Genomic DNA, 14577 nt, shown 5'->3' with positions numbered 1-14577 from the left:
CCTTGTGATCAACCCTAGAAAGGTGACCTTAACAAGTGCGACGGATAAGAAGCAGTACGATGGAAAACCGCTGACCAACAAGGAGATCACAGTAGGCGGAGACGGCTTCGTGGAAGGCGAGGGTGCAGACTACACGGTAACCGGAAGCCAGACGGCAGTGGGAAGCAGCAAGAATACCTTCAGCTACAGCCTGACAGCCGGAACGAAGGAAGGAAACTACGAGATCACCCAGGCAGAGGGAACCCTGACAGTCACCAACCGTGACACGAAATATGAAGTAACGGTAGTGGCAAAGAGCACAACCGCGACCTATGACGGAAAAGAGCATGAAGCCAAGGGAGTGGAGACATACGAATTCACGATTGACGGAGTGAAGTATACGGTAAGCGGACTGACAACAGAGGACCCGAGCCAGAAGGATGCGGGAAGATGGACCAACAACATCACCGGAACCCCGGTGGTAACGGATGAGTCAGGAAATACTGTAACCGACCAGTTCACAGTCAATACAGAGAACGGAAACCTTGTGATCACCCCTAGAAAGGTGACCTTAACAAGTGCAACTCTTGAGAAGACTTACGATGGTACCGCTCTTGTAAATGCTGATGCACCAAGTCTTGGTGTAACCATTAATGAGAATAAACTTCTTGTAGAAGAAGGCTGGGTAGACGGAGAAGGCGCAACTTATACTTTCGATGGAACTCAGACACTGGTAGGAAGCAGCAACAACAAGTTCTCTTATGAGTTAAAGAAAAATACCAAGGCTGAGAACTACACAATCACTAAGACAGAAGGAACTTTGACTGTTACAGATGATGATGTAGAACCAGGTAAGGTAATTACGAAGACTCATGAAGGTAGCGAATTTGCTCTTGGTGATACCATTACATTCACAATCAAAGTAAAGAATATTTACGATGAAGTGAAGACTATCACTATTACAGAGCAGGAAGGTGTAACAATTACCGGAGAATCTGTATTTGAAAATGTGGAACCAGGTGAAGAGGTTAAAACAACAGCAAAATATGTTGTAAGAGAACAGGATATTTTGGAACAGAAATTCCACAATACTGCAACAGCAAGCTTCTCTGGTGGAAAGTCCTTCAATGGTGAAGATGATGCAACAGTAGAAGAAGCAAAACCAGCATTTACAGCAACCAAAGTAATTACAGAAGAACAGCAGAATGCAACATTTGGAGTGGATGATACAGTATTGTTTAAGATTATTGTAGAAAACACAGGAAATGTAACGCTGAATAATGTAACGGTTGGTGAAGATCTGAAAGATGCAACAATCAAAATTGAAGCAGGCTACACAGTAGATAATAATGTAGCAACCATTAAGACACTGGCACCGAAGGCGATTGTGACAGTATATGCAAAATATACAGTACAGCAGAAAGATGTGGATAATGCAGATCTGGTGAATACTGCAACAGTAAATGCAAAGGATCCAGATGGCAAGGATCTGGATACCAAGAAGCCATCTGTAGAAGTTCCGACAGAAGATCCTGCACCTGCAGTTGCCATCACGAAGACAACTACCAGCACATCAGCAGACGCTGTTGGCTATGCAGAGGATGAAACTATTACTTACGATATTCAGGCAACCAATACCGGTAATGTAACACTGCATGATGTAGTGATTACCGATGAGAAGACTGGTGACACCTGGAATGTGGGAACACTGGCACCGAATGCATCTACAGATGTTTACAAGGCATCTTATAAGGTAACACAGGCTGACATTCTGGTTGGCGAAGTAGAGAATAAAGCAGTAGTAGTTGGTACACCTGCTCGGGCAGAGAAAGAAGCAGAAGTAGCTGCACAGGCATTCGAAGAAGTAGTACATGATAATACAGTAACAGATTCTGCATCAGTAACAGATCCTACTGTGAAACCATCCTCCGCTCTTAAGGTTACTAAGACCGTAACTTCCAAGGGCTCCACCATCACCATTGATGGCAAGGATGTAAACGGATACCGTGTGGGTGACACAATTGAATTCAACATTCATGTGGAAAACACAGGTAACATCACACTAAACAACATCGTAGTAAATGATGTACCTACTCTGGACGCTGGTTCACCGAAGGGCAGCATCACCATTGCAGCATCTGCCGATGGCAAGTACACTGTAGATGGCAGCACAGCTACGATCGCAACACTGGCACCAAAGGCCTCTGTGGATATCAAGGCTTCCTACCTGGTAATGGCTGGTGACGGAACAGTGAAAGGAAACAAACTGTTCAACACCGCATTTGCAACAGGAACCAGTGAAGATCCGAACAACCCACAGCCTGGTGACAGCAGCAAGACTGATCCGGTGCCGATCGAACCGGAACCAGACGATGGAAACGGAGCAATGGAAGGTTCCATTACCGTAACCAAGATGATCACTACCAGCGATGGCAAGACACCGACATCTGGTGTTAATGCAGCAATCAAGGTAGGTCTGTATGACAATGCATCATTCAGCGGCACACCGATTGCAGTTAATACGATTACAATTTCCAATGCAACATCTGGAAATACCGTATTTAATGAATTGGATAACACAGCCAATACTACGTACTACGTAGCAGAACTGGATGCCAATAACCAGCCGATCGTTGCAGCAAATGCACATCTGGAAGGATATGGCGCACCAGCATATTCCGACAACTGTAAGAACGGTATCAATCCGACTACAGCTACGGACACAGCAGCAACCATCATCAACCCTCTGGAAGCATTATCTGTTCCAGAAGGAGGATTAGAGGAGACAGAAGATACAACAGAAAAGACGACTGAAAAGTCATCTACGACATCTGATTCCTCCACATCCACCAAGTCATCTACCGCAGCAAAGACCGGTGATGACACCAACATGATGATCTACTGGCTGCTTCTGGGAATGGCCGTTCTGGCAGGCTGCACAGCAGTTGTTTACAGAAAAAGAAAAGAACGTTAATCACAGGCGTTCCCGAAAAAGTGAATAAGTGAAAGAAGAGACCGCAAAACCATGAGACCGTGGCAGAGCGGTCTCTTTTTGTGTACAGTAGCGATACAGTACATTCGGCAAAGATGATCACTCTTTCCGGTGAAAGGCCGGTCAAGGTACTTCCAGCCTACTTGCTTTTGTTCTGCGCATTGAAAGCAGGGGACTTGCCTGATTCGGTAAAACGGTAGGTGTTGCGGTAATACAATTTTGTAAATATAGACCTTGTGAATTATAAAAATATGACATTATGAAATAAAAAGAGAAGATACATATTGACAAAAAGATGCAAAAGAAATACAATAAGAAAAAGCATATTTTTTCAGTTCAAAGTGTATCGCACTATCTGAGTTTCTATTACATTTCAGAAATCTTATGCTTTCAAGAAACAGTAAAACCAGAGAATAAGAGAAGTGTAGCAGAAGCCGGATACAGACCATCCAGACAGCCGTACTTCTCAGGAGTAGAAGGAGGCGCCTATGGAGAAAAACAGGAAAGAAACCGCACCGGGGAGAGGAATAAACTTGGAAAAAGAGATAACGCAGGATCAGGATGTAGCGCACGAGAAAGAATTTCTGGCATCAGTTGCAGCTGGAGATACGATACCATATGGTCTTGCAAATGACTATATGTTTCACGCAGTACTGCAGAGCAGCGCAGAGGCATTGCAGGGACTGCTTAGCGCATTACTGGATATTCCGGAATCCGAGATACTGTCCTGCGAAGTGATCAATCCCATCATTCTTGGCGATGCCATCACAGAAAAGACATGCATCCTGGATATCCGGGTAATATTAAATGGGGATCGCCAGATCAATATTGAAATGCAGATGGGAGACATCAGTAACTGGACAGATCGATCCGTATTTTACCTCTGTAAGATGTTTACCGATCTGAAGCAGGGAGAAGACTATACGAATATAAAGCCATCGATCCATATCGGAATCTTAAATAAAACGCCACTTCCGGCAGATGCAGCATTTTATAATGAATATGCTCTGCTGAATCGAAAGAGCGGTTATGAATTCACTGGTAAATTCATTCTGCGCGTGCTAGATTTATCTTATCTTGATAAAGTAAGCGAAGAAGAAACACACACATCATTATATTACTGGGCCAGCGTCTTTAAAGCCCAAACATGGAAGGAGTTAATGAAATTGGCTGAGCAGTCTGAATCGATAAAAAAAGCAGTTTTAAAACTTCACGAATTAACCCAAAAAGAAACGGTACGTCTGCAGTGTGAGGCACGTGAACGTTACCGGATGGATCTGCAAAGCACCATAAAAACAACTCGGGCAGAAGGAATTGCAGAGGGACTCATGCAGGGACGCGAAGAAGAACGGAAAAATACCGAATACGAAAAAAAGAGAGCAGATGAAGCGGAAAAACGAGAAAAGAAATTAAGAGAATTGCTGGAAAAGAATGGAATATCTTTGAAAGAATAAAATCGTGTACAGTACTGTGATTTTATGCTATCTTGTGTTAGAATGAAAGCAGACAGAAAAAAGGTTGCCCTGCGTGAGACAAACAGCAACGTGAGACTGGAGTGAGAAGATGATTACATTATTTATAACATTATTGGCAGGGATCACATCATTGATGGTTGGGTTGATATGTGGAGTGTTTGCACTGGCCTGGTATGTCTGGCAGTCATTGGAACTGTACTGGTTATATCAGATGTGCAATTATCGCAATGCATGGATGGCCTGGATCCCGATTCTGAGATATTATGCACTGGCAGAAGTGACAGGAGATGCTGCCGGAATGACCAGATTGTATCTGATTGGACAAGATATTTCCACAGATCTGTTCCGATTCTGGCCAATACTGACACTGGTAGTTTCCAGGATCAGCAATATTGGAGGAATCCTGGAGACATTGTTGACGATTCTTTGCCTGGGAAGCAGTTTTACTACGATATACAGTAAGTTTGAGAATCGCAGCCCTGATGAAGTGAAGGTGCTGGGATACCTGTCCGGTTGGATCCCATTGATTGGAATTATCAAGCTGACACAGTATAAGCATCGTCAGATGTTTTATTAAGGCAAATGAGAGATATCCGAGGATGGATCTGAGGAAAGAACAGCATGATCATACCCAGAAGAAAGTGTATGGTCATGCTGTTTTATCACGCTTTGGTTGTTCTGAAAATAAGTAGAGCCATCTTTCGATGGCCCCGGAGAGTGTATTTTCTATTTTTGAGAGGATTGCAACACCTCATCTGTCTCTAACCATAGCATAGAACAGATTTTTTGTGAAATATTTAAATTGAAGGTTATATGATACCTTTTAGGTATGATGGAGGAAAGGAATGGGTAAAACGAAGGAGAAAACAGTGAATCTGACGGAGGGCTCTGTGGCAGGAGGATTGTGGGCATTTACCCTTCCGTTGATGCTGGGACAGCTTTTACAGCAGCTCTATAATGTGGCAGATGCCTGGGTAATTGGAAATTATGCGGATAATGCCTCTTTTGCGGCAGTCAGTGCCGGTGGCAGTCTGACATTTCTGGTAGTTGGATTTTTTAATGGAATCTCTATCGGAGGAGGTGTGGTGATTTCACGGTATTTTGGAGCTGAAGATCATCAAAATGTGTCAAAGGCGATCCATACGAATGTGCTTTTTGGGGTGGCAGCCAGTATTCTGGCTACGATTGTCACGGTGATCTTCACACCGGCGATTCTGGTATGGATGCAGACTCCGGAGAATGTACTGCCTTATTCTATTACATATTTTCGCATTTATTTTGCCGGGATCTCTATGATCATTTTATATAATATCTTTATGGCCATTATGAGAGCTGTGGGAGACAGTGTGCACCCACTGTATTATCTGTGCATTTCTTCTGTGGTGAATGTAATTCTGGATCTGGTGCTGGTAGCTGGTATGCATATGGGCGTTACAGGAGCAGCACTGGCTACGGTGGTATCACAGGGGCTCTCAGCAATCCTGTGTCTGATACGTATGCAGCGAATCGGAGGATATATGAAGATTCATCTGAGTAAGCTAAGATATGATGGACCAATGATGAAGCGGGTGCTGTATCAGGGATTGCCGGCCGGTATTCAGAATTCGGCTCTGAGTATTGGAAATATCGTAGTGCAGGCCAATATCAATGCCTTTGGGGAATTTGCCATGTCGGGAATGGGAGCACATTCCAAGATCGAAGGCTTCGTTTTTATTCCAATCATCAGCATCTCCAATGCGCTTTCTACTTTTGTAAGTCAGAATCTGGGAGCAGGTGAAGTGGAGCGTGCCAAAAAAGGGGCATTTCTTGGAACTGTGGTCAGTATGGGAATGGCGGTAGTCATGGGGATGGGTATGTATCTGCTGGCACCGCAGTTGATTCGAATCTTCACCTCAGAACCACAATCAGTAGAATATGGCGTAGTATTCATGCGGACAGTAACAATCTTCTATTTGTTTCTGACGTTTTCCCACGAAGCCACAGGCATTCTCCGTGGCCTGGGAATGTCTGTGATACCGATGCTGGGCATGTTTGGGTTCTGGTGTGTAGGACGTATCCTATATGTGACGATTGCACTTCGTGTCATCCCTGACTTCCGGGTGATCTGCTGGGCCTATCCGTTGACCTGGATCTGTACCACAGCTATTTTCTCCATAGTGTTATTCCGTACTAAATGGAGAGCCGGATGATAAAAAGTTCCGCAAAACTGTTGTCACAGTCCGCGGAACTTTATCTTTCTGGCGAGATAATATCCTGCTTCGAATACCAGAATACCGCCAAAGATATCAACGAATACATGTTGCTTCACCAGCAGGGTGGAAGCAAATACACAGAAAGACATCACTATGGTGATCGGAAGGTACCAGCGTGGTGTCTTTTTCATGCGCAGGGCTGCGTGAATGCAGCACCAGCTTTCCAGACAATGAATGGAAGGAAACAGATTTACCGGTGCATCTATCTGGTAGACCAGACGAACCAGCTGATCACAGATGCTGTGCCCGGTGACTTCCGGACGAACCAGTGTAGTTGGAAAAAACAGGAAAAAGACCAGGCAGAACAGCTTGGAGATCACATCACCATAGATGAAATGATAACAGAACGCTTTTCCCTCCCTGGCAATCAGCAGATAGTTAATGATCCATTGCACATAAGCCAAAATATAGAAAATAATAAATGGCGCAAAGAATGGAATCCGGTCATCCACAGGCAGGGCCAGAGAATGAAATGTCAAATGATCACGCAGCTGTGATACCCCAAAGTAAATAATAAAATTAGCAGCCAGTGCCAGAATCAGAGACCGGATGGCGTAATCAGGCAGAAGCTTCTGTATCCATTTTTTCATAAGCAAGTACCTCTCCAAGTTTTACCGGCGTCTCTGTGTCGTTTGTGGAATGAGTAAGAAGATCTTCCCGCACAGTAATGCGATCCTTTTCCACGAGAACAATGACAGTAGATCCTCCATACTGGAAAAAGCCCTTTTCCTCACCACGGGTAACGGTGCAGGTACCATGATGATTCACGATCCGCCCTACCAGCATAGCGCCTACTTCCATTTGTAGCAGAGTCCCCAGGTGCGATGTCTGAATCAGTGTGTATTCCCGGCTGTTTTCAGTGAAAACAGGGAGTGTACGCAGCGCAATGGGACGTACCGTATGAAGCACTCCGGGAATATGACGGTTCCCACTTTTTCTGCCGGAATCCACATAGCTATAGCGGTGATAGTGATCCACACAGAGACGGAACACGAAGCAATAGCCGTCTTCATAACGGGCAGCCAGCCGATGATCGCGCAGCAGATCTGTCAGAGTATAACTGCTCTGCTTGATGGGAAGAACAGTATCTTTTTGTATCTTCCATACGGAGAGCAGGCCATCGCATGGTGCGATCAGAGACTTCGGATCCATATCCACCGGTCGCAGAGACGGCTTAATTTTGCGGGAAAAGAAATCATTAAAACTGTGGATATTATCCAGCTGATAGTCGGACAGGATGATCTGATTCTTCCTCGCAAATGGTGTGATCAGAAAACCAGACAGGGAACTGTCCAGAAAATGGCCGCAGGCCTGTGATACACAAGGATGAATCAGACACTTTAAAAGTATACGGCCCGGCACGGTATCATAAAGGAATTCCAGAGAAGTCATTGGTTACCGCCTCCTAAAGTTTCGTAAATACTAATATCATAGCCAGAATGGCGAATTCAAATACACCAAAAGTGAGCATCAGTGCAATTTCCCTGTTCTGTGGTTTTTTAATATGTATTTTGGACAAAAATAAGAAACCCATTACAATCAGAACACAGAAATACAGTAATGTCAGATCTGCGCTGACAAATACATGGAGCAGCAGTACGGCTGGAAAGACCAGGGCGGCGCTGGTGACAGGGAGCCCCAGATAGATCTTTTCTCCATTGTCATCCCGGTTCTGATCCTCTTCCTCCAGAACGTTAAAGTAAGCAAGACGGATCATGGCAGCAAGGACATAGAGTGCGGCGATTGCAGTCAGAACCACCTGAACAAATACTGGTTTTTCCTGAAGCCGGATAAAATGAATGTTTGGCAGTGTGGTATATTCCAGACTGCAGCGCAGCATGGCAATGCCGATACAGGCTGGAAGAACACCAAAAGCCACCAGATCGGACAGGGAATCGATCTGAATACCAAAACGTTTGGCCTGCTCGGTACGGTCTTTTTTGCTTCTGGCAACTTTTCCGTCAAATGTGTCGCAGAGTCCGGAAAAGAGAAGGAAAAACATACCCAGATATGGGTGTCCAATACCCTTCAGACATACCAGGACGCCGGAGATACCGGACAGCAATGATAAATAAGTTAAAATTACAGTATAGTCATAAAATCCAATCATAATAATTATTTTCTCCTTCGATTTTGTTTTCGTAATAAAAGATAACCGATGCCAGTAGTGATCATACTGAAAATCATACAGACATAAAAAGAAATTCCACGGCTGAGAATCTCCAGTTGATAGGCGTTTGTCTTCGTCATCAGTGCCATATAGCCGTTTAACATAAGGTAATCGGCCACGCCCATAGCGCCGGGTACCGGCATACTGTTGGAACCAAGAACCACATAAACCTGAGTGGCAAATAACTCTGGAAGTACGGATCGGCTTCCGCCCATGGCACAGAATACAGCCAGAGTCACCAGAAGCTGAGACAATCGCTGACAGAGATTCAGCAGATAGGCTTTTAGCAGCATATGTTTTTTATCAAATAACAGATCCACACACTGCCCGTATTCATCCAATGCATGATCCAGCTTGTGGCGTATTCTGTCAGCGAGCTGGTGACAATGCAATCTGTCCAGAAGGGATGCCATACCAAGAGCCAACCCTTTCAGCAGCTTCTGCCTGCGCAAAAGAAGATAGAAGACGACTGCCAGACCGGCCAGAGTCAGGATTCCGATGAGAATAAACAGTCTGCCAGGAAGGGAAAATCTGAAAAAGATCTTCGGAAATAGCAAAATGGTGAACAGGCCAATGGTGATAATCACCATAGTATACATGATCAGATTCAACAGAAGTGCTGCCATCACTGCAGTGGTGGGAATTCCATCACGGATCATAAAAAGGGCGCTGGCCGGTTGCCCGCCGGAAGCAGAGGGAGTAATAGCAGAAAAATAAATATCTGCTGCTGAATATACAAAACCCTGTCTGTGTTTTGCCGGATATCCTAAACTGTGGACAATAACGGTCAGTGCCATTCCTTCAAAAAATATAAAACCAAACATACCCGAGACAGCAAGCAGAAGTCCCGGAATCGATAGATTCCGAATATCTGTGGCCAATTCTCCAGGTGATACACCGCCACCTTTCAGTACGGCTGTGATAGTCAAAACTGCCAGCAGAAGTGCTGCCACGAACCAGATGATTTTATTGCCATAAGTGGACGACTTGTTGGTATTCAATGGCAGTGCACTCCTTTTCGTGATTGATATCTACAGTCTAACATAAGTAATGGGGAAAAGCCAGTAGAAACGGGCAATCCTAAAAGAAAGCTAAGCCATTTTTAATCAGATCTTCATATATGGTGTCCGGCTCGGATGGTGCTAAACGCGTGCCGGAAGAGATTGAAGGTAGATACTTTTTGTACCAAATAATAAAAAAGAGAACCATTCTTACGAACGATTCTCTTTTTTATTAGTCGATGCGACAAGATTTGAACTTGCGGTCTCGCCTCCGGCTCGGTCGGTGCTAAACGCGTGCCACAGGCACGCAGCACCCTCTGCGTCCCGAACAGCGTTAGTGCCGGAAGAGATTGAAGGTAGATACTTTTTGTACCAAATAATAAAAAAGAGAACCATTCTTACGAACGATTCTCTTTTTTATTAGTCGATGCGACAAGATTTGAACTTGCGACCTCTGCGTCCCGAACGCAGCGCTCTACCAAGCTGAGCCACGCATCGATGTTTTTGAACTATCTTTAGTATAATAACACCGATGGTTGAAAAAAGCAAGTATTTTCTGAAAAATTGTAAAGTGTAAATCATAAACCTTAGAAACAAATTTCATAAAATTATAATGGGATACCAATATCATTTTTGTTATAATGATTTTAAGGAGGGCTACGAGATTATAGCTTACAAAAGATAAAAAGAGATTGAAAACACAGCCGAAGAGAGAATAAGATGATAAATATAAAACACGAAGATGCGATCATGAAAATGGGATTTGGATATTTTCGTGATCGCATACTGAAAAGGCTGGGAATTAACTATGAAATTGTTCTGTCTGGGGAAATATGATACGTTAGAAACAATAGGACACTAAAAAATTCAGATTTAAATATGGAAAATGAAGGAATGACATTGCAGGAAACTATGGAAAATGAGTTTTCAAAATTAAGGAAAACTTCACACATTTTTCACATAATTTCATGCTATACTGAATATGACAGAACAGTAAGAGGTGGAGGAAGATAAATTTATGAGAAGAAGAAGATCGTGTTTCAGGATACTGTTACTGAGTATTCTGATGATGATGGCAATGGCGGTGCCGGTATCAGCGAAGACGAAGGTGGACACACCAAAGTATTTTCGAGTGCAATCACAGGGAGATCGAAGTGCAACGATAAGGTGGTCACCTAGGACGAATGTGTCCGGATACATGTTATATCTGTATGACACAACAACGAATAAATACAAAGCAGTAAAGAAGTTTTCCAGAACTACATATATGCATACATTGACCAGGCTGACAGCAGGAAAAACTTATAAGTACAGACTGAAAGCTTACAAAAAGGTCAAGGGAAAGATAGTATACAGTGCAGGAGCCGATGTTCAGTTTAAAGCGAAGACACTTTCAGAAGATGTCAAGGCGATCCGCAGGCCAAGGTATACGGTAAAGACGAAGAAAAAAGTGACGGTAACAGACAAGACAACTAAGAAAAAAGTAACACTGGCCAAGGGAACCAGTCTTACCGTTACATCTAAGAATGGAAAGGTCGTAAATGGATATCTGAAAAACGGACATCAGATTTCCATTAAGAGGAGTTATCTAAAGTATACCGGTCTGGATGTTTCCAGCAAGAAGGACTATTCCAGGAATGTTAAGGAAGATTTTGTAAATTTGAAGCTGTATTCCAGCAATACCAACTGGCTGATCTGGGTATCAGAAAGTACCCTTAAGGTAAATGTCTACAAGGGAAGCCAGGGCAAATGGAAGCTGCAGAAGTCCTATCCGTGCTGTATTGGAAAATGGAGCACCAGAACGGCCAGCGGTGTAAAAGAAATTCTGGGATACGGGTCACAAAAATATGGCGGACCAGTCATTATTTTCTCATCTGGTGAAGGTACACCGGAGGTACCGGAAGGATGTGCATTCCATCACGTAGTGGACAAAAATATCAGTAAGGCTGTTTCGAACGGATGTGTCAGACTGCAGATGGATGCGTTGATGTATATTTATAAGAATTGTCCAAAGAGAACAAGAGTGGTTATCTATTAAAATTCAGGGATTGCTTATCGAAGCAATCCCTGAACTATTTTTTTACGGTAAATGAGATAAGAGGTAAATGCGGATACGGCTTCTGCAATCCAGAAGGCATGCCATACACCGACAGCACCGAATGCTTTACTCAGCAGAAATGCAGCCGGTACAATAACCAGAAGATATCTCATAAAAGAGATAATCAAAGACAGAGTGCCCTGTCCCAGCCCCTCCAGCAGTCCGCTGGCGGTAACGGATATGGATGAAACAAGGAATCCGATGCTGATAATACGAAGAGCAGTACATCCTGCGGAGATGGTCTCCAGATTGGATGTGAACAGCCCCATCAGCCAGGATGCAAAGATCATGCAGATGATGGTTCCGGCCAGCATCACACCGGCAGTCAGAACCAGTGCGGTTTGAAATACTTTTTTGACTCTCTTGTATTCACCGGCTCCGTAATTGTATCCGACAATCGGACGAATACCCTGGACAATACCATTAGCTGTCAGATAGATAAAGGTTTGCAGCTTGTAATAAATACCCAGCACCAGTACATATACCGCAGAAAAAGAAGCCAGAATGCCATTGAGTGCAGTGATCATCAAAGAGGGTAATGCCATATTCAGTGCAGCAGGAATTCCAACACCATAGATACGTCCGTACAATTTCCGGTCAAACATACCTTTTCGTATACGAAGGCGAAGTGGCAGAGGCTTTTTCAGATAAATGATAAAATACAACACCATCGGAACGATTTGACCGATTCCGGTAGCCCAGGCAGCACCGGCAATGCCCATTTCAGGCACCGGTCCCAGACCAAAGATAAAGATCGGATCCAGGATAATATTGGTAATACATCCACAAAGCATGGTGGTCATGGTGATTACCATCTGTCCCTCTGCCTGGAATACTTTCTCCATAGCGATACTGATGGTAATTGGGGTGGTAAAGGCAAACACAATATAGGAGTAGGTCAGAGCATAAGAGATTATGGCTTCATCCTGAGTAAACAGATGCAGGAAAGATGGCACAATCAGGATGCAGATAAAGGTCAGTACCAATCCATGAATCACACTTAAGACCATACCAAGGGAGGCGGCATCATCGGCTTTTTCGTGGTTCTGGGCTCCAAGATAAAAAGAAGCGGCAGTATTCAGACCAATGCCAAGACCAACGGCCACAGCGTTAATTAAAATCTGCAAAGGATACACCAGAGAGAGGGCTGTCATGGCATTCTCACTGATTTTAGCTACAAAATAACTGTCAATAATGTTGTAAAGAGAATTCACCAGCATGGATAAGACCATTGGAAGAGACATGGACAGTACCAGTGGCAAAATCTTCTTTTCTTTCATAAACGTCTGATTCATAAGTTCTCCTTTTCCTGTAAAATATTGATGTATTATGTGACTGCATGGCTCTGAATAAGCAAAAAAACGCCACATCACCAGTATGGTGATGTGACGAAAAATAAACATTGCTGTTTAGAAAAATTCACATGAGTTTTGGACTTACAAAGTAGCATAGAAAAAGTGGAATGTCAAGAAGATTTTTCAATCAATCAAATCATTCTGAAACCTGGACAGGTGTTCATATGGCAGAATCAGTCGCCCCCGGTATAAGCCGCATCCATCATTGATGAGGTTGTTGTTGATAGCGGCGAACATATTCACATCCAGTTCCGAAAGATCTAACTGCAGCAGGCGCATGCCTCTGGCATAGGCTTCATCGAAGTAGAGGTTTTCACCCCGCGGGATAAGATCCCGTTTGGACCGTTCGGTTTCCTGATGTTTTTCATAATTCATGTGGTTGGCAGAACCAATCTCAGCGATATCATCCATGGTTTTGGTGCGGAGTTGCATCTCCATGTAGGATCTGGAACTGTTATCGTAAAACGTAATATGCAGGGAGCGGTAACCATAGACGTTCTGGTCGCAGATATAATCCCGGTAATACGGCTTCACATCCTCATTCATAAGAGGGGAAGTGCTGCATTTTATCCCATTGGCTGATTCTGTGGTAAATCCCCGTTCCTCCAGAAATTCCGGAAGTACGTTGGCGATCTGATACAGATACTTTAGTTCCTCCGTTTCCCGGTCCTGCCCTGGTTTCAGATGGCATTTCGGAATGGAAATGACGATGCGATAGGCAATCAGATCCCGAAAGCAGTTTAATTTGTTTTTCAGTTCTGCCACTGGTGGGTAAGTGCCATGTTCACTGTAATAATCCGAAATGTACTCCACGATATAGCCGTTGAATTTTTCTTCGGCGCGAATCAGGGATTTAATACGTCCTTTGAAAGTAAAGGCCAGGAATGGGTATTCTTTCGCCATATATTTATAAAATTCCCGGATCTGCTGAGACTGTGCGGTAAGGAAGTCGTTGTGTTCCAGCAGTTCTTTGATCTGCAGAAGAAAGTTGCAGTGCACCAGGTCGATCTCATTATGAGTGCGTTTGGCATCCTTTCGTAGATCGGTGATATATGTTAACAGTATTTTCGGGATGGTATTCCCGGAATACAGGTAATCATTTAATGTAATCATAAGTATAGTCTCCTGTGAACGGACAAATGTCTTTTTCACATCATATCACAAGTTTGGTTAGAAATCCATTTTGTTTCCAATTTTATTCTTTGCAAACCTATGATTTTGTTTATAATAGAAATTAACCGAGCAGTATTTGCTT

11 protein-coding genes and 1 tRNA gene are annotated in these 14577 nt (G+C 43.7%); 5 read left to right on the top strand and 7 right to left on the bottom strand.

The window, feature by feature from the left end:
* The 4 genes from OCV47_RS08915 to OCV47_RS08900 all read left to right on the top strand — a co-directional run.
* Positions 1-2953 (top strand): DUF11 domain-containing protein (locus OCV47_RS08915; protein ID WP_262654742.1); only part of this gene is annotated, 2953 nt, incomplete at its 5' end.
* Between the two features lie 551 nt (positions 2954-3504).
* The gene (locus OCV47_RS08910) at positions 3505-4425 is read left to right on the top strand and encodes an Rpn family recombination-promoting nuclease/putative transposase (protein WP_262654741.1); all 921 of its coding nucleotides are present in this window, start codon (positions 3505-3507) and stop codon (positions 4423-4425) included.
* Between the two features lie 109 nt (positions 4426-4534).
* Positions 4535-5023: a hypothetical protein gene (locus OCV47_RS08905; protein ID WP_262654740.1), complete on the top strand. Its 489-nt coding sequence runs from the start codon at positions 4535-4537 to the stop codon at positions 5021-5023.
* Positions 5024-5291: 268 nt separating this feature from the next.
* The gene (locus OCV47_RS08900; RefSeq protein ID WP_262654739.1) at positions 5292-6635 is read left to right on the top strand and encodes an MATE family efflux transporter; all 1344 of its coding nucleotides are present in this window, start codon (positions 5292-5294) and stop codon (positions 6633-6635) included.
* Positions 6636-6658: 23 nt separating this feature from the next.
* Here OCV47_RS08900 and OCV47_RS08895 read toward each other — a convergent pair whose 3' ends face one another.
* From OCV47_RS08895 to OCV47_RS08875, 5 genes are all read right to left on the bottom strand, one after another.
* The gene (locus OCV47_RS08895) at positions 6659-7288 is read right to left on the bottom strand and encodes a phosphatase PAP2 family protein (protein WP_262654738.1); all 630 of its coding nucleotides are present in this window, start codon (positions 7286-7288) and stop codon (positions 6659-6661) included.
* Positions 7257-8090 carry a phosphatidylserine decarboxylase gene (locus tag OCV47_RS08890; RefSeq protein WP_256301785.1) on the bottom strand — a complete coding sequence of 278 codons (834 nt, stop codon included), beginning with the start codon at positions 8088-8090 and terminating at the stop codon, positions 7257-7259. The genes OCV47_RS08895 and OCV47_RS08890 overlap by 32 nt, the downstream gene beginning before the upstream one ends.
* Before the next feature lie 13 nt (positions 8091-8103).
* Positions 8104-8808 (bottom strand): CDP-alcohol phosphatidyltransferase family protein, encoded by a 705-nt coding sequence (locus tag OCV47_RS08885; protein ID WP_256301783.1) that lies wholly within the window; start codon positions 8806-8808, stop codon positions 8104-8106.
* Between the two features lie 5 nt (positions 8809-8813).
* Positions 8814-9869 (bottom strand): lysylphosphatidylglycerol synthase transmembrane domain-containing protein, encoded by a 1056-nt coding sequence (locus tag OCV47_RS08880; RefSeq protein ID WP_262654737.1) that lies wholly within the window; start codon positions 9867-9869, stop codon positions 8814-8816.
* A gap of 424 nt (positions 9870-10293) precedes the next feature.
* Positions 10294-10367 (bottom strand) — tRNA-Pro (locus OCV47_RS08875).
* 520 nt (positions 10368-10887) lie between these two features.
* On the opposite strand from OCV47_RS08875, the gene OCV47_RS08870 reads away from it, so the two are divergent.
* Complete coding sequence (locus OCV47_RS08870; protein WP_262654736.1) at positions 10888-11907, top strand: L,D-transpeptidase family protein; 1020 nt, start codon at positions 10888-10890, stop codon at positions 11905-11907.
* A gap of 14 nt (positions 11908-11921) precedes the next feature.
* On the opposite strand, the gene OCV47_RS08865 is transcribed toward OCV47_RS08870, so the two are convergent.
* The gene (locus OCV47_RS08865; RefSeq protein ID WP_262654735.1) at positions 11922-13262 is read right to left on the bottom strand and encodes an MATE family efflux transporter; all 1341 of its coding nucleotides are present in this window, start codon (positions 13260-13262) and stop codon (positions 11922-11924) included.
* A 183-nt stretch (positions 13263-13445) separates the two neighbouring features.
* Positions 13446-14435, bottom strand: a complete 990-nt coding sequence (locus OCV47_RS08860; protein WP_262654734.1) for a nucleotidyltransferase family protein — start codon at positions 14433-14435, stop codon at positions 13446-13448.
* Between the last annotated feature and the right edge of the window lie 142 nt (positions 14436-14577).

Origin of the sequence: Muricoprocola aceti, assembly GCF_025567005.1 — a bacterium.
GTDB classification, from domain to species: Bacteria; Bacillota; Clostridia; order Lachnospirales; family Lachnospiraceae; genus Marvinbryantia; species Marvinbryantia aceti.
Note: the sequence above shows the minus strand (reverse complement) of the source record. Positions and strands in the feature narration are given on the sequence as shown.